Source organism: Pseudomonas sp. 2957 (assembly GCF_031456345.1).
Classification (GTDB): domain Bacteria; phylum Pseudomonadota; class Gammaproteobacteria; order Pseudomonadales; family Pseudomonadaceae; genus Aquipseudomonas; species Aquipseudomonas siliginis.
This window is the reverse complement of sequence record NZ_JAVDUL010000005.1, coordinates 362254-377998: the sequence shown is the minus strand read 5'-3', so window position 1 is coordinate 377998 and position 15745 is coordinate 362254. Positions and strand designations below refer to the sequence as shown.

Below are 15745 nucleotides of genomic sequence, written 5' to 3'. Positions count from 1 at the left end.
GTCATTCCATGGCCAAAATCAGTGTTGAGCGCGCCCACACCCTGGGCAAGGAAGCCGCCCGCGAAAAGGCCGACAAACTGGCCAAAAAGCTCAACGAACAATACGGCCTGGAGCCGCAGTGGTCGGGCGACACCCTGAACCTCAAGCGCTCCGGCGTGAAAGGCGAAGTGCATGTGGCGGACGATTCGATCAGGGTCGACGTCGAACTGGGCCTGATGATGTCGGCCATGAGCGGCATGATCAAAGCCGAGATCGAGAAAGCCCTCGACAAAGCCCTGGCCTGATTTCCAGATTGAAATCCAGTCCCCTGTGGGAGCGAGCCTGCTCGCGAAAGCGGTGTATCAGTTGACTGAAATGTTGGCTGATATGACGCATTCGCGAGCAGGCTCGCTCCCACATTTGTTTTGTGATGCTCCCGCTGGTTAGGGTGCCCTTTCTAATTTTTCTCCCTATTTTGTGCCTGAGCCCGACACTCGTCCGGCAGTTCCTCAAACCTTCTGCGCGTGAGGTGCACCATGGCCAAAGTCATTTTGAAGAAAAAAATCGACGCTCCGACTTCTACCCTGAGCGACGTCAAATCCTATGCCCGCAAGATCTGGCTGGCAGGCCTGGGCGCCTACACCAAGGTCGGCCAAGAGGGCAGCGAGTACTTTCAAGAGCTCGTAGCCGCCGGTCAAACTGTTGAAAAGAAAGGCAAAAAAGCCGTCAGCGAAAAACTCCATGCGGCCAACGCCGAGATCGATGATGCGGCCACTCAGGTCAGCTCGTTCAAGGGTCGCGTTGAAGTTCAGCTCGACAAGGTCGAGAAGGCCTTCGACAACCGTGTGGCCAGCGCCTTGAATCGGATCGGCATTCCGTCTAAACATGACGTTGAGGCACTCTCTGCTAAGCTCGATGAGCTGACGGCATTGCTCGAACGCGTCGCGCGAAAATCTTAAGGAGAACGGGATGGCTGGCAAAAAGAACACCGATAAAGAAAGCAGCTCGTGGGTCGGGAAGGTCGAGTCCTACTCCCGCAAAATCTGGCTGGCTGGTTTAGGCGTGTACTCGAAGATCGACACTGACGGCAGCAAACTCTTCGATGCATTGGTCAAAGACGGCGAGAAAGCCGAGAAGCTCACCAAGACTGCCGTCGGCAAGAAAGTCGAGGACTCGACCTCCTCGGCCAAGTCGCGTATCAGCGGCGTGAAAGATCGCGCACTGGGCAAGTGGGACGAGCTGGAAGGGGCTTTCGACAAGCGCCTGAACAGCGCGATTTCGCGCCTGGGTGTGCCGAGCCGCAATGAGGTCAAGGCGCTCAACGCCAAGGTCGATACGCTGACAAAGCAGATCGAAAAACTCACCGGTCTGAAAGCTCAGCCCGTAGCGGCGAAAACCGCTGCGGCGAAACCTGCCAGTAAAACTGCAGCGGCCAAACCTGCGGCGAAAACCGCAGCCAAGCCACTGGCCAAAGCGGCGGCAAAACCGGCTGCGAAAGCTGCGGCAAAAACTGCAGCCGCCAAGCCTGCGGCCAAAGCGGCAGCCAAACCGGTTGCCGCCAAAGCAGCAGCAAAACCTGCGGCTAAAGCAGTAGCAAAACCAGCGGCCAAGCCAGCAGCGAAAACTGCTGCCGCCAAACCCGCTGCGAAGCCTGCGGCCAAACCGGCTGCGGCGAAAAAGCCAGCAGTGAAAAAGCCGGCCGCGCCGAAAGCCGCTGCGCCGAAACCGGCCGCCGCACCATCGACTGCGCCAACAGCTCTGGCCAACGCGGCAAACTCCGCTGCGGCACCCACGGCAGCAGCTACTCCGACTGCGGCATCGACACCGTCGACGCCATCCAGTCAGTCCTGATTTCAGGGCAAATCAAAAACGCCCGGCCTGTGAAGGTCGGGCGTTTTTGTTTGTGCATTCCAAGCGGCCCCTCACCCCAGCCCTCTCCCCAAGGAGAGGGAGCCGACCGAGGTGTCCTGCGTCATACGTCGACCTGAACAAATCGAGTCGATTATCGATTCAAAGAAGCTCGCTCAGGTCGGCGTAGCTCGCGAACATCCCCCAATCAGTCCCCTCTCCCTCCGGGAGAGGGTTAGGGTGAGGGGCTTTTCGGGTCAGTCGTGATCCTCAAGGTATTGCAAGGCCATCCGCTCTGTCGCCACCTTCACTGGCGGCAGCAAATGCGGCGCCACCAGCATCATGATCTGATAAACCACCAACCGAACCTCTCCCTCACGATCAAGAATCCGCTGGTAATCCAGCGAGAACAGCAACGTCATGGTCACCTGCTCCACCAGTTGCCCCAATGCCTGGGTATCGCTGACCAGTTGCCCCGAAGCCTTCAATCGCGCCAGCAACGACGCCAGCGTGCGCTTCAGCGCATTGAGCAGATTGCGAATCCCCTTGGCCAGTTTCGGCAAGCGCCCGGCGAGGTTCGACAGGTCCTGGAACAGGAACCGATACTGCGCCAGGCGCTCGACGATCAAATGCAGAAACAGCCAGTAATCCTCCGGTGCAAGCTCCACGTCCGGCGGCGGGTCGAGCAGGGGCGCGAGCTCGTGCTGGAAGCGTTCGAACAGGCCGAGAATCAGCGGTTCCTTACCGTGGAAGTGGTAGTAGAGATTGCCCGGGCTGATCCCCATTTCGTTGGCCACCTCCATGGTGGAAACGTTCGGTTCACCCTTTTCGTTGAACAGTTGCAGCGCACATTCGAGGATCCGGTCGCGGGTTTTCATCCAGTCTTCTTAGAAAATTTCGGTTGAGCGTCAGCGCACATGCACATAGGTGCCAGGTGCTGCTTCCATCGGTGGATAGTTCGGATTGCCGAGGGTGGTGCGAGTCTCATTCAGGGCGCCGGAGCGCTGGGCGACCCATTCCAGCCACTGCGGCCACCAGCTGCCGTCGACGTGTTTGGCATCGTAGTACCAGGCACGCGGGTCGCTGCTCAGTTTGGCGTTCTCGACGTAGGCAGCTTTCGGGTTGCTCGGCGGGTTGAGGATGCTCTGCACGTGGCCGCTGTTGGACAGCACGAAACGTCGTTCGCCACCGAGCAGCAGGGTCGAGCGATACACCGCGTCCCACGGCGTGATGTGGTCGTTCATGCCGGCGACGCTGAAGCTGTCGACATTGACCTTCTGCAGATCGATCGGCGTACCGCACACCTCGAGACCGCCCGCGTGGATCAGCGGGTTGTGCTTGAAGAAGTCCAGCAGATCGCCGTGCAGCGCCGCCGGCAGGCGCGTGTTGTCGTTGTTCCAGTAGAGGATGTCGAAGGCTGGCGGCTCCTTGCCCAGCAGGTAGTTGTTGACGAAATAGCTCCAGATCAAATCGTTGGGGCGCATCCAGGCGAAGACCTTGGCCATGTCGCGACCGTCGAGCACGCCTCGCTGGTACGAGCGACGTTTGGCCGCTTCCAGTGTTTGCTCGTCGGCGAACAGCGTGGCCGGGGTCTCGATCTGGCTGTCGAGCAGACTGACCAGATAGGTCGCGCTGGCGACCCGGCGCAGTTGCCGTTTGGCCTGCAAATGCCCTTGCAGGGCGGCAATGGTCAGGCCGCCGGCGCAGGCGCCCATCAGGTTCACTTCGCGGGCGCCGGTAATCGCCCGGCAGATGTTCATCGCTTCTTCGACCGCTTCGACGTAACTCGACAGGCCCCACTCGCGATGGCGCACATCAGGGTTGCGCCAGCTGATCATGAAGGTCTGCAGGCTGTTTTTCAGGGCGTACTGGACGAAGCTGTTCTGCGGGCTCAGATCGAAGATGTAGTACTTGTTGATTTGCGGCGGCACCACCAGCAAGGGCTTGGCGTACTGCTTTTCGCTCATCGATTTGTACTGGATCAACTCGAACATTTCATTGCGAAACACCACAGCCCCAGTGGTGGTCGCTACGGTTTTGCCGACCTCGAACGCCTGCCTGGTCACTTGCCGTGGCAGGCCGTCGTTGTGCAACAGATCATCGAACAGATGGCTCAGACCACGCACCAGACTCTGCCCGCCGGAATTGAACAACTCCTTGACCGCCAGCGGATTGAGCAGGGTGTTGGAGGGCGCTACGGCGTCATTGAGCAGAGTGAAAGCGAAGTGCGCACGGGCACGATCTTCAGGGCTCATGTCGCCTTCATCGATCCAGCTCTTGACCTGTTTCTGCCAGGCCAGATAAGCCTGCAGGCTGCGTCGGTAGAACGGGTTGAGGCTCCACGCCGGATCGGCGAAGCGGCTGTCTTGCGGATTGGTCGGGTGCAGGGTTTCGCCGAGCAGCACGCGCCCCAACTGCCCGCCAAGCTTCAGCGCGTGCCTGGCGCTGTGCAACGGATTGCGCAAGCCGTGGGCGGCGACGCTGCGCAGTGTCGACAGCAGATCCCTGCCACGCAGACCGGCGATCGCACTTTGGGCGTTGATAAACACGGCGGGGCTGGGCACCACGCCCGTCGCTGGTTTTTCGCGCATGACTCAACACTCCTTCGTCTTCAGGGCAAAAACACACTCACCGAACCAGAACACCATAGACGCTGTTACCGGTTGCTGCCTGCGCGGCGTCCTGCCGCGCGCTTGATTTGGAAAGTGCTGCATAAAGCAGGCCGCCGCGATCAGCCGCCGAGCGGGGTCGGATGCGGGTGCATGACTGCGCGCAGACGCTCCTCTTCGAGAAACTTCATGATGATCGGCGCCACCGCTTCGGCGCGAGTGATCAGGAACAGATGGCCGTCATCGATGATGTGCAACTGCGCATTGGGAATGCGCCAGGCGAGCATGCGCATGTTGATCAGCGGAATCAGCGGGTCGTCATCGCCGGCCAGCACCAGCGTCGGCTGATGGATCTTGTGCAGCCAGTGGATGCTGGTCCAGCCGAGGCCGGCGAACAGCTGCCAGTAGTAACCGAGCTTGCCCGCCGAGCGCACTTTCGCCGCGTGGCTGGCAGCCAGCGTCGGGTCGCGACGGAACGAGCCGCCGTAGATCATCGGTGCGATGCGGATCACATGGGATGGCTGAATGTAGCGGCGCGGGCTGGCCATCATCCACAGCACTTTCGGTTTGCCAGGGACCATCACCGCACCGGCCGCGGTCGCCGCCAGTACCAGTTTCTTGCAGCGCTCGGGATAGTCGTAGGCAAACTGCTGCGCCAGGGCGCCGCCCCACGACACGCCGATCACATTGACCTGACCGTAGTCGAGATAGTCGAGCATCCGCGCCGTCAGTTTGGCCAGGCCGGGAAAGCGATACGGCCGGTTGGGCGTCGAGGAGCCGCCGACCCCGGGCACGTCGAAGGCGATCACTTCCAGATCCGGGTCGAGCGCCGCGACAAACGGGAACACCAGCTCCAGGTTGGCGCCGATGCCGTTGAAAATCAGCAGAGGCGTCAAATGAGGCTTGCCGGGACGCACCGCCGTGCGAAGGGTCTGGCCATCCAGATCGACGGTGCGGAATATGAACGGTTGCGGCATGCGTGAGGCCCTGTAGATTTCAAGTCCACCCGTATTCCTGTAGGAGCGGGCCTTGTGGTGAGGGGATTTATCCCCGTTGGGTTGCGAAGCGACCCCGAATCCTGAAACCGCGATTTGTCAGACTGATCGCGGCTAGTCGATTCACGACTGCTTCGCAGCCGAACGGGGATAAATCCCCTCGCCACAAGGCCCTCTCCCACAATGGGTGGTGTCAGTTAACGCTCGTGAACGTAAGTGCCCGGCGAAGCCTCGCCTGCCGGGTACGCTTTGTTGCCCAGTTTCGTCGGGGCTTTTTTCAGGTTGCCCGAGCGTTCGGCCAGCCATGCCTGCCAGTACAGCCACCAGGAATCGGTGTGCTTGGTCGAATTTTCCTGCCAGTCATCGGCGGTCGGCGCCATCTCTTCGCCGGTCATGTAGCGCGATTTCGGATTGCCCGGCGGGTTGAGGATGCTCTGGATATGGCCGCTGCTCGACAGCACGAATTCGACTTTGCCGCCGAACAGTTGCGCCGACTTGTAGCAGGACTTCCACGGCGTGATGTGATCGTTGGTGCCGGCCAGCGAGAAGATGTCGGCGGTGACCTGCTTGAGGTCGATCGGCGTGCCGCACACTTCCAGTGCATTGGGGCGGATCAGTGGATTGTTTTTGAACATCTCGATCAGGTCGCCGTGGAACGCGGCGGGCAGGCGGGTGGTGTCGTTGTTCCAGAACAGGATGTCGAACACCGGCGGCTCGTTGCCGAGCAGGTAGTTGTTGACCCAGTAGTTCCAGATCAGATCGTTGGGGCGCATCCAGGCGAAGACCTTGGCCATGTCTTTGCCTTCGAGCACGCCGGCCTGGTAGGAGTGGCGCTTGGCGGTCTCCAGGGTCTGCTCATCGACGAACAGGGCGACGTCGCTGTCCAGGGTGGTGTCGAGCACGCTGACCAGCAGGGTGAGGGCGTTGACCTTGTTCTCGCCGAGCGCGGCGTAGTGGCCGAGCAGGGCGGTGCAGGTGATGCCGCCGGAGCAGGCGCCGAGCATGTTGACGTCTTTGCTGCCGGTGATCGCCGTGACTACGTCGACGGCTTCTTTCAGCGCTTCGATGTAGGTCGACAGGCCCCACTCGCGCTGGGCCTTGGTCGGGTTGCGCCAGCTGATGATGAAGGTCGGCACGTTGTTGCGCAGGCAGAAGCGCGCCAGGCTCTTGTCCGGGCTCAAGTCGAAAACGTAGAACTTGTTGATCTGCGGCGGCACTACCAGCAGCGGGCGCTCGTGGACCTGCTCGGTGATCGGCCGGTACTGGATCAGCTCCAGCACATCATTGCGGAACACCACAGCACCTTCGGTGACGCCGAGGCTCTTGCCGACTTCGAACGCGCCCATGTTGACCTGGCTCGGCATGCCGCCGTTGTGCACGAGATCCTTGGCCAGATGCGAGAGGCCATCGAGCAGGCTTTTGCCGCCGGTTTCGAAGAAGCGTTTGACCGCCGCCGGGTTGGCCGCCGTGTTGGTCGGCGCCATGGCTTCGGTCATCAGGTTGATGACGAAATGCCCGCGAGCGATGTCCTTGGGGGACAGGCTGCTGTCATCGATCCAGGCATGCAGTTCCTTGCGCCAGGCCAGGTAGGTTTGCAGATAACGTTTGTACAGCGGGTTCTGGCTCCACGCCGGGTCGGCGAAACGGCGGTCGTCACCGGCCGGTTGCAGCGCGGACTTACCCAGCAGCACGTTCTTCAGCTCGAGGCCGAAATGGGTCACGTGCCTGACGCTGTGAATCGGTTGTCTGATGGCCTGTTTCAGCACCATTCGAGCAGAGGCCAGCAGATCCTTTCCGCGCAGCCCGACGACGGGGTTAAGCCCCAGAGTGTTTTCCGAGGCTTGGTACTTCAGGTCATCGTTATTCTTGTCACTCATCTACGACGCTCCATTGTCCTGAGACGAGTACCCGGTTTCACGCTGTCGCTTCCACAGCCAATGCCGGGTACTACTGCTCGGGTGACCGTTGATTCTGCATAGCTGCTTTACAGTCGTAGAGCACTGCAGGGAACTTGCCAGCTCCATTGGTTACCCGAGTTTAATTTTTTTCGCAAGCGGCCGATCCGGGGCCATATGCGCGGAGCATTCAAACAGATGAAGTTAGAAAATGCCCTCTAAAGAGCGAGAGCCACGGCCTAGAGCATCAGCTTGACGAACGACTCGTTCGGATCGCGGGATTTTCCGGCCGCGCGCAGCTCGGCAAGATAATCGTCCCAGAGTTCGTTCTGGCGCTTGCCGAGTTCGTAGAGGTATTCCCAAGTGAACAGGCCGCTGTCGTGACCATCGTCGAAGGTCAGTTTCAGTGCATAGTTGCCGGCCGGCTCCAGCTTGCTCAGACCCACGTTGAGCTTGCCGAATTGCAGGATCGGTTTGCCGTGGCCCTGGACCTCGGCGGAGGGAGAGTGCACGCGCAGAAACTCCGCGGGCAGGGTGAATTCCTCGCCGGACGCGTAAGTGAGCGTCAGGGTTTTCGAGGCTTTGTGCAGTTTGATGTCGGTGGGGATTCGATTCATGGGCTGGCGTCCGATGTGTGGGCGACCCTGATTCAAATGTGGGAGCGAGCCTGCTCGCGAAAGCGGCGGGTCAGACGGCATTGATACCGCCTGACACGACCTCTTCGCGAGCAGGCTCGCTCCCACAGGGTCCGCTACCGCTGTAAGTATGGCTTACAGGATATAACGGGACAGATCTTCGTTCTGCGCCAATTCGCCGAGGTGGCTGTTGACGTATTCGGCGTCGATCAGAATCGCCTTGTCATCGTGGGCGCTGGCCAGGTCGCCGGCGCTGAACGACACCTCTTCGAGCAGGCGCTCAAGCAGGGTGTGCAGGCGACGGGCACCGATGTTCTCGGTTTTCTCGTTGACCTGCCAGGCGATCTCCGCCAGACGCTTGATGCCCTCGGGCTGGAACTGGATGTTCAGGCCTTCGGTTTTCAGCAGCGCGCAGTATTGCTCGGTGAGCGAGGCGTGCGGTTCGCTGAGGATGCGTTCGAAGTCTTCCGGGCTCAGGGCCTTGAGCTCGACGCGGATCGGCAGACGACCTTGCAGCTCCGGCACCAGATCGCTTGGCTTGCTCAAGTGGAACGCGCCGGAAGCGATGAACAGGATGTGGTCAGTTTTGACCATGCCCAGCTTGGTGTTGACGGTGCAGCCTTCGATCAGCGGCAGCAGGTCGCGCTGTACGCCTTCACGGGAGACATCGGCGCCGCCGACATTGCCGCGCTTGGCGACCTTGTCGATCTCGTCGATGAAGACGATACCGTGCTGCTCGACCGCTTCCAGCGCCTTGGCCTTCAGTTCTTCTTCGTTGACCAGACGCCCGGCTTCTTCATCACGCACCAATTTCAGCGCTTCCTTGACCTTGAGCTTGCGCGACTTCTTCTTGCCCTTGCCCATGTTGGCAAACAGCGATTGCAGCTGGTTGGTCATCTCTTCCATGCCTGGCGGCGTGGCGATTTCGATGCCGGAGACTTCGGCGACTTCGATTTCGATTTCCTTGTCGTCCAGCTGGCCTTCGCGCAGGCGCTTGCGGAACAGCTGACGGGTGTTGGAATCGGAGCTCGGCGCTTCTTCGTTGCTGAAGCCCATGCGTGCTGGCGGCAGCAACGCGTCGAGGATGCGATCCTCGGCGGCGTCTTCGGCGCGGTGACGTACGCGGGTCATTTCCTGTTCGCGGAGCATTTTGATCGCGGCATCGGCCAGATCACGGATGATCGACTCGACGTCACGGCCGACATAACCAACTTCGGTGAATTTGGTCGCTTCGACCTTGATGAACGGCGCATTGGCCAGTTTCGCCAGGCGACGGGCGATCTCGGTTTTACCGACACCGGTCGGGCCGATCATCAGGATGTTCTTCGGGGTCACCTCAACGCGCAGCTCTTCAGGCAGCTGCATGCGGCGCCAGCGGTTGCGCAGGGCAATCGCGACGGCGCGCTTGGCATCGTCCTGGCCGATGATATGGCGGTTGAGTTCGTGGACGATTTCGCGGGGAGTCATGGACATAGTAATTGACGGTCCTCAAGCAGAAACAAGCCGTGGCACACGGGCCGCAACAGGCTTATTCAGCGAGATCCTGCTCCTCAATGGTCTGGGTGTGGTTGGTGAATACACAGATGTCGCCGGCGATGCCGAGAGCGGTTTCGACGATCTCGCGCGCCGACAGGTCGGTCTTTTTCAGCAGGGCGCTGGCGGCGGCTTGCGCGTAGGCGCCGCCGGAACCCATGGCGATCAGGCCATCTTCGGGTTCGACCACGTCACCGTTGCCGGTGATGATCAGCGAGGCGTCCTTGTTGGCGACCGCGAGCATCGCTTCGAGGCGGCTCAGGGAGCGGTCGGTGCGCCATTCCTTGGCGAGTTCGACGGCGGCGCGGATCAGGTGACCCTGATGTTTTTCGAGCTGGCCTTCGAAACGTTCGAACAGGGTGAAGGCGTCGGCGGTGGCACCGGCGAAACCGGCGATGACCTGGCCGTGGTACAGGCGACGGACCTTTTTGGCGTTGCCTTTCATCACGGTGTTGCCGAGAGAAACCTGGCCGTCGCCGCCCATGACGACTTTGCCGTGGCGGCGGACTGAAACGATGGTGGTCAAGGGAAGAGTCTCCACGCAGCGGGGCGAAAATGCCTTATGCCCATTCATATGGGGGTGCTGGAGGGGATTTCAACCGGCAGGGACGATGGGAGACGAATGGTGTGTGTGATGACTGTGGCGAGGGGATTTATCCCCGTTCGGCTGCGGAGCAGTCGCGAAACCATCATTTGCGGTATGCCTGCTGCACCGCAATGGCTGGTTTCAGGGCTGCTCCGCAGCCAAACGGGTATAAATCCCCTCGCCACAAAGTTTGAAGGTCACCTGCAAGTTGCAGCTGACCTCTGAGAGCCTTAGCGGCTCTGGCGTTGTTGTAACAACAGGTTGCTGAAGCCGGCACCAGCCAGTTGTTTCTGCGCCGTGGTCAGTTGTTCACGGTTGCTGAACGGGCCGACCAGCACGCGATACCAGGTTTCATCCTTGACCGTGCCGGACTCCACCGCCACGGCTTGGCCGAGCAGAATGATCTGCGCGCGAACCTTGTCGGCATCGGTTTCCTTGCGGAACGAACCGGCCTGGAGGAAAAACTTGGTCACTGGCGCGGCCTTGCTCACCGGTGGCGCTGGCGGCGGCGTGATCCCGGCCAGAGCCGCTTGAGCCCGTGCGGTGTCGATCTTCGCCGCTTCGGCCGGGGTTACCGGCGTGGTCGGGACGGCCGGCACTTGCGGCGTCGGCAGGGTCTTCTCCGGCACCGCGTCCGGCGGCACGATCACTTCCGATTCCGGCAGCAGGGTGTAGAAGTCGTACTTCGGCTTCACCGGTTGCGTCGGGCTCGGCGGGGTCTTGTTGGCCTCGGCGATCTTTGACGCTTTCTGCTGCTGTTCGACCTTCTCGCGCTTGACCGTGTCGCTGCCCTTGCCCGGTTCCAGTTTCATCAGAAACACGATGAACGCGCCGACGGTCAGGCCGATGGCCATCCACAGCCAGCCCGGAATCGGTTGTTTCGCCGGGGCCTGATAGCGGCTGGCGCCGCGTTTGGGTGCAGGTTTTTTCTTCGCAGCCAACTTACATACGCTCCAGAGTTTCCAGACCCAACAGCTCCAGGCCTTGCTTGAGGGTGCGACCGGTCAGTGCGGCCAGGCGCAGACGGCTCTGCATCTGCGCCGGGGTGTCGGCGGCGAGGATCGGGCAGTTCTCGTAGAAGCTGGAGAACAGGCCGGCGACGTCGTACAGGTAGGTGCAGAGAATGTGCGGCGTGCCTTTTTCAGCCACGTTGTTCAGCACTTCGCCGAACTGCGCCAGCTTCGCCGCCAGCTCCTGCTCGTGCGCCGCTTCGAGGACGATCTGGCCGTCGACTTCGCTGAAGTCCTTGGCCAGTTTGCGGAACACACCGGCCACACGGGTGTAGGCGTACAGCAGATACGGCGCGGTGTTGCCTTCGAAATTGAGCATCAGGTCGAAGTTGAAGCTGTAGTCGCTGGTGCGATGCTTGGACAGGTCGGCGTATTTCACCGCGCCGATGCCGACGACCTTGGCGATGTTGCGCAACTCGTCTTCGGCCAGGGTCGGGTTCTTCTCTTTCACCAGGTTGTAGGCACGTTCCTGGGCTTCGGTCAGCAGGTCGATCAGCTTCACGGTGCCGCCATCACGGGTCTTGAACGGACGGCCATCGGCGCCGTTCATGGTACCGAACCCCATGTGTTCCATTTCCATCGGATGGGTGACGAAACCGGCCTTGCGCGCCACCGCGAAGACCTGCTGAAAGTGCAGGGCCTGGCGCTGGTCGACGAAATACAACGCGCGATCAGCCTTGAGCTTGCCGCTGCGGTAGCGCACGGCCGCCAGGTCAGTGGTGGCGTACAGGTAACCGCCATCGGCCTTGACGATGATCACCGGCAGCGGGTCGCCATCGGCGTTCTTGAACTCGTCGAGGAACACGCACTGGGCGCCGTTGCTCTCGACCAGCATGCCCGCTGCTTTCAGGTCGTTGACCACGTTGATCAGGTCGTCGTTGTAGGCGCTTTCGCCCATCACGTCGGCCATGGTCAGTTTGACGTTGAGCAGTTCGTAGATCTTCTGGCAGTGCGACAGCGAGATGTCCTTGAACTTGGTCCACAGTGCCAGGCATTCGGCATCGCCAGCCTGCAACTTGACCACCAGGCCACGCGCGCGATCGGCGAATTCTTCGGACTCGTCGAAACGCTGCTTGGCCGCACGGTAGAAGTTTTCCAGATCGGACAATTCGTCGCTGGTGATCGGGTTTTCCTGCAGGTACGCCATCAACATGCCGAACTGGGTGCCCCAGTCGCCGACGTGGTTCTGGCGGATCACTTCGTCGCCGAGGAACTCAAGCACGCGGGCCACGCCGTCGCCGATGATGGTCGAGCGCAAGTGGCCGACGTGCATCTCCTTGGCCAGGTTCGGCGCCGACAGGTCGACCACGGTGCGTTGCGCCGGGCCGGCCTTGCGCACGCCGACATGGGCGTCGGCCAGTGCGGCGTCGAGGCGCGAGGCCAGTGCCTGGGTGTTCTGGAAGAAATTGATGAAGCCCGGGCCGGCGATTTCGGCCTTGGTGACGTTCTCGTCAGAGGGCAGGGCGGCGATGATTTTCTCCGCCAGATCCCGTGGCTTCATGCCGGCCGGCTTGGCCAGCATCATGGCGATGTTGCTGGCGAAGTCGCCGTGGGTCTTGTCGCGGGCGTTCTCCACCTGGATCGCCGGCGTCAGGCCTTCAGGCAACACACCTTCGTTGACGAGTTGGGTGAGGGCTTGCTGGATCAGCTGGCGAATGGTGTCTTTCATGGTCTTCTCTTTCGACCGCAAGCGCGGCGGGCGCATCGATGCGCGGGTGGAAAAACTGGGCATTATCCGTTGCGAAGACGGGCTTGCCAACCTTAGCAGGCAGGATGTGGATATGTGGTGACAAAAAGTCCGCTTTCGCGAGCAGGCTCGCTCCCACAAGGTTTTTGCGCAGGACACACAAGGTATGTACGGCGCTGATCCACTGTGGGAGCGAGCCTGCTCGCGAAAGCGATCTTCAGCTCAATACAGATCCACCGGATCAACATCCAGCGACCAGCGCACCGCCCGCCCACTCGGCATCTGCTCCAGCACCAGCATCCAGCTCGCCAGCAACCGGTGCAACGGTGCCCGCGCGGTCGCCTGTAACAACAGCTGGGCGCGATAACGCCCGGCTCGGCGCTCCATCGGCGCCGGCACCGGCCCGAGCAACTCGATGCCGCTCAGATTCAATTCGGCCAGCAGGCGTTCGGCTTCGCTGCACGCTTCATCGAGAAAACCTTCCGCCTGCCCCGGCTTGTGCGCTTCGGCACGCAACAGCGCCAAATGGGCAAACGGCGGCAACCCGGCCGCGCGGCGCTCGCTCAAGGCTTGTTCGGCGAAGGCGAAATAACCCTGCTCGGTCAGTTGCACCAATAAAGGGTGGTCGGCCAAATGCGTCTGGATGATCACCCTGCCCGGCTCCTCAGCCCGGCCGGCGCGCCCGGCGACCTGGACGATCAGTTGTGCCATGCGCTCGCTGGCGCGGAAGTCGCCGGAGAACAGGCCGCCGTCGGCATCCAGAATCGATACCAGCGTCACCCGGGGGAAATGGTGCCCTTTGGCCAACATCTGCGTGCCGACCAGAATGCACGGCTGACCCTTTTGAATCGTCGCAAACAGCTGATTCATCGCGTCCTTGCGCGATGTACTGTCGCGATCGACGCGCAGTACCGGGTAATCCGGGAACAGAATCGCCAAACGCTCTTCGGCGCGTTCGGTGCCGGCGCCGACCGGGCGCAGATCGACCTTGCTGCACTTCGGGCACTGGCGCGGCGTGCGCTCGACGTTGCCGCAGTGGTGGCAACGCAATTCGCCGTAACGTTGATGCACGGTCATGCGCGCATCGCAGCGCGAACACTCGGACATCCAGCCGCAATCGTGACAGAGCAGGGTCGGGGCAAAGCCGCGACGATTGAGGAACACCAGCACCTGCTGGCCGTTGGCGAGGGTCTGGCCGATGGCTTGCTGCATCGGCCCGGAAATACCGCTGTCGAGCGGCCGGCTTTTCACGTCCAGCCGCAGGAAGCGCGGTTGCTTGGCGCCGCCGGCGCGTTCGTTCAGGCGCAACAGGCCATAGCGACCGGTGTAAGCGTTATGCAGACTTTCCAGCGACGGCGTGGCGGAGCCGAGCACGATCGGGATGTTTTCCTGCCGCGCGCGTACCAGTGCCAGATCGCGAGCGTGGTAGCGCAGACCTTCCTGCTGTTTATAGGAGCCGTCGTGCTCTTCATCGATGATGATCAGCCCGGGATTTTTCATTGGCGTGAACAGCGCCGAGCGGGTGCCGATAATAATGTCGGCCTCGCCATCACGGGCGGCGAGCCACGCGTCGAGGCGTTCGCGATCATTCACTGCCGAATGCAGCAGGGCGATACGCGCATTGAAGCGCTGTTCGAAACGCGCCAGGGTTTGCGGGCCGAGGTTGATCTCCGGAATCAGCACCAAGGCTTGCTTGCCGGCTTCGAGGGTTTCGCGGATCAGTTGCAGATAGACTTCGGTCTTGCCGCTGCCGGTGACGCCGGCCAGGAGAAACGCGTGATAACTGTCGAAACCGGCGCGAATCGCTTCATACGCCGCGCGTTGTTCGCTGTTGAGCGGCAGCTCCGGTTGTGCCAGCCAGTGTTCATGGCGGACGCCGGGGGCGTGGCGGCGGATTTCGACTTGCACCAGTCCCTTGGCCAGCAGCAGATCGAGGCTGTCCTTGCTCAGCATCAGTTTGCTCAGCAACTGATGGGCGACGCCGTGGGGGTGCTGGGCCAGCGTGGTCAGCGCCTCGCGCTGGCGTGGCGCACGGGCCACTCGCGGGTCATCGACGCTGGCGCCGGGGGCCACCGACCAGAAGCGTTCCTGGCGGGCTTCGGCCAGCTCGCCCTGACGCAGCAGCACTGGCAAGGCCCAGTTCAAGGTGTCGCCGAGGCTGTGCTGATAATACTGCGCCGTCCACAGGCACAGCTTGAACAGCGCCGGCGGCAGCGGTGAAGTCGAGTCGAGGAGGGCCAGTGCCGGTTTGAGTTTTTCTGCCGGCACCTCGCTGGTGTCGGTGACCTCGACCAGAATCCCGATCATCTCGCGCCGACCGAACGGCACCCGCAAGCGCATGCCCGGCTGCAATTGCTCACGCCGCACCCCGGCCGGCGCCCGGTAATCGAACAGGCGGCGCAGAGGCGAAGGCAGGGCAAGGCGCAAAATGGCGTCGGGCACGCGGGGGGATCTCGATACGCAAAATGATCGGATATGCATGACCTGTGGGAGCGAGCCTGCTCGCGAAGGCGGTGGGTCAGGCAACACATGTGTCGACTGCCATGGCGCCTTCGCGAGCAGGCTCGCTCCCACAGGGAAGTGCGTTCAAGGCCGGGAGCCTAGCAGACGGTCGGTCTCGGTGACAGCTTGCGCGATTGAAAAGGTCTGGTAGAATCCGCGGCCTAATTACGTGCGGTATTCAACAATAGTGTTGGGTGGCGGCACGCTAGCCTGAGGAAGACACCATGAAAGCCGATATCCATCCGAACTACCCGGAAATTGCTGTTACCTGCAGCTGCGGTAACAAGTTCGAAACTCGTTCGACCTACGGCAAAGCCCTGGCGATCGACGTTTGCAACGAATGCCACCCGTTCTACACCGGTAAGCAGAAGACTCTGGACACCGGCGGCCGTGTGCAGAAGTTCGCAGACCGTTTCGCTACTTTCGGCGTCGGCAAAAAAGCCTGAGGCTGATCATTTTGGATGGT

At 61.4% G+C, this 15745-nt stretch carries 15 protein-coding genes; 5 read left to right on the top strand and 10 right to left on the bottom strand.

What is annotated here, in order from left to right; translation table 11 throughout:
- Positions 1–8: 8 nt before the first annotated feature.
- The 3 genes from J2Y39_RS19890 (at position 9) to J2Y39_RS19880 (ending at position 1830) form a co-directional block, all read left to right on the top strand.
- Entirely contained in the window at positions 9–284 is a 276-nt protein-coding gene (locus J2Y39_RS19890; RefSeq protein ID WP_056787308.1) for a polyhydroxyalkanoic acid system family protein, read from the top strand.
- Positions 285–515: 231 nt separating this feature from the next.
- A complete protein-coding gene (locus J2Y39_RS19885) occupies positions 516–938 on the top strand; it encodes a phasin family protein (RefSeq protein ID WP_076565216.1) in 423 nt (140 codons plus the stop codon).
- A gap of 10 nt (positions 939–948) precedes the next feature.
- Entirely contained in the window at positions 949–1830 is an 882-nt protein-coding gene (locus J2Y39_RS19880; RefSeq protein WP_252877282.1) for a phasin family protein, read from the top strand.
- 254 nt (positions 1831–2084) lie between these two features.
- Here J2Y39_RS19880 and J2Y39_RS19875 read toward each other — a convergent pair whose 3' ends face one another.
- The 9 genes from J2Y39_RS19875 to argS form a co-directional block, all read right to left on the bottom strand.
- Complete coding sequence (locus J2Y39_RS19875) at positions 2085–2705, bottom strand: TetR/AcrR family transcriptional regulator (protein WP_024011259.1); 621 nt, start codon at positions 2703–2705, stop codon at positions 2085–2087.
- Between the two features lie 30 nt (positions 2706–2735).
- Complete coding sequence (gene phaC / locus J2Y39_RS19870; protein WP_310219307.1) at positions 2736–4418, bottom strand: class II poly(R)-hydroxyalkanoic acid synthase; 1683 nt, start codon at positions 4416–4418, stop codon at positions 2736–2738.
- Between the two features lie 140 nt (positions 4419–4558).
- Complete coding sequence (gene phaZ, locus J2Y39_RS19865) at positions 4559–5413, bottom strand: poly(3-hydroxyalkanoate) depolymerase (RefSeq protein WP_016772063.1); 855 nt, start codon at positions 5411–5413, stop codon at positions 4559–4561.
- Between the two features lie 215 nt (positions 5414–5628).
- Positions 5629–7308, bottom strand: coding sequence for a class II poly(R)-hydroxyalkanoic acid synthase (phaC, locus tag J2Y39_RS19860; RefSeq protein WP_071174139.1), 1680 nt, complete (start codon positions 7306–7308; stop codon positions 5629–5631).
- A gap of 257 nt (positions 7309–7565) precedes the next feature.
- Positions 7566–7943, bottom strand: a complete 378-nt coding sequence (locus J2Y39_RS19855; RefSeq protein ID WP_133337328.1) for a gamma-butyrobetaine hydroxylase-like domain-containing protein — start codon at positions 7941–7943, stop codon at positions 7566–7568.
- 153 nt (positions 7944–8096) lie between these two features.
- On the bottom strand, positions 8097–9434 hold the full coding sequence (gene hslU, locus J2Y39_RS19850) for an ATP-dependent protease ATPase subunit HslU (protein ID WP_122693250.1): 1338 nt from the start codon (positions 9432–9434) through the stop codon (positions 8097–8099).
- Between the two features lie 55 nt (positions 9435–9489).
- Positions 9490–10020 carry an ATP-dependent protease subunit HslV gene (hslV, locus tag J2Y39_RS19845; protein WP_007968352.1) on the bottom strand — a complete coding sequence of 177 codons (531 nt, stop codon included), beginning with the start codon at positions 10018–10020 and terminating at the stop codon, positions 9490–9492.
- 290 nt (positions 10021–10310) lie between these two features.
- Positions 10311–11021: an SPOR domain-containing protein gene (locus tag J2Y39_RS19840; protein ID WP_041477562.1), complete on the bottom strand. Its 711-nt coding sequence runs from the start codon at positions 11019–11021 to the stop codon at positions 10311–10313.
- A 1-nt stretch (position 11022) separates the two neighbouring features.
- A complete protein-coding gene (gene argS / locus J2Y39_RS19835; RefSeq protein ID WP_310219303.1) occupies positions 11023–12759 on the bottom strand; it encodes an arginine--tRNA ligase in 1737 nt (578 codons plus the stop codon).
- On the opposite strand from argS, the gene J2Y39_RS19830 reads away from it, so the two are divergent.
- Positions 12758–12880, top strand: a complete 123-nt coding sequence (locus tag J2Y39_RS19830) for a hypothetical protein (protein WP_016772057.1) — start codon at positions 12758–12760, stop codon at positions 12878–12880. The two genes, argS and J2Y39_RS19830, sit on opposite strands and share 2 nt — an antisense overlap.
- A gap of 119 nt (positions 12881–12999) precedes the next feature.
- On the opposite strand, the gene J2Y39_RS19825 is transcribed toward J2Y39_RS19830, so the two are convergent.
- Positions 13000–15219, bottom strand: a complete 2220-nt coding sequence (locus tag J2Y39_RS19825; protein ID WP_252887191.1) for a primosomal protein N' — start codon at positions 15217–15219, stop codon at positions 13000–13002.
- Positions 15220–15503: 284 nt separating this feature from the next.
- Here J2Y39_RS19825 and rpmE point away from each other — a divergent pair, with 284 nt between their 5' ends.
- Positions 15504–15725: a 50S ribosomal protein L31 gene (gene rpmE / locus J2Y39_RS19820; RefSeq protein WP_041477565.1), complete on the top strand. Its 222-nt coding sequence runs from the start codon at positions 15504–15506 to the stop codon at positions 15723–15725.
- Positions 15726–15745: the final 20 nt, after the last annotated feature.

Bases quoted from the DNA above. Each gene is read 5' to 3' on its own strand.
- argS (WP_310219303.1), bottom strand. From the start codon at position 12,759: ATGAAAGACACCATTCGCCAGCTGATCCAGCAAGCCCTCACCCAACTC.
- J2Y39_RS19875 (WP_024011259.1), bottom strand. From the start codon at position 2,705: ATGAAAACCCGCGACCGGATCCTCGAATGTGCGCTGCAACTGTTCAAC.
- phaC (WP_071174139.1), bottom strand. From the start codon at position 7,308: ATGAGTGACAAGAATAACGATGACCTGAAGTACCAAGCCTCGGAAAAC.
- J2Y39_RS19880 (WP_252877282.1), top strand. From the start codon at position 949: ATGGCTGGCAAAAAGAACACCGATAAAGAAAGCAGCTCGTGGGTCGGG.
- phaZ (WP_016772063.1), bottom strand. From the start codon at position 5,413: ATGCCGCAACCGTTCATATTCCGCACCGTCGATCTGGATGGCCAGACC.
- J2Y39_RS19855 (WP_133337328.1), bottom strand. From the start codon at position 7,943: ATGAATCGAATCCCCACCGACATCAAACTGCACAAAGCCTCGAAAACC.
- hslU (WP_122693250.1), bottom strand. From the start codon at position 9,434: ATGTCCATGACTCCCCGCGAAATCGTCCACGAACTCAACCGCCATATC.
- rpmE (WP_041477565.1), top strand. From the start codon at position 15,504: ATGAAAGCCGATATCCATCCGAACTACCCGGAAATTGCTGTTACCTGC.
- phaC (WP_310219307.1), bottom strand. From the start codon at position 4,418: ATGCGCGAAAAACCAGCGACGGGCGTGGTGCCCAGCCCCGCCGTGTTT.
- J2Y39_RS19885 (WP_076565216.1), top strand. From the start codon at position 516: ATGGCCAAAGTCATTTTGAAGAAAAAAATCGACGCTCCGACTTCTACC.
- J2Y39_RS19890 (WP_056787308.1), top strand. From the start codon at position 9: ATGGCCAAAATCAGTGTTGAGCGCGCCCACACCCTGGGCAAGGAAGCC.
- J2Y39_RS19830 (WP_016772057.1), top strand. From the start codon at position 12,758: ATGGTCTTCTCTTTCGACCGCAAGCGCGGCGGGCGCATCGATGCGCGG.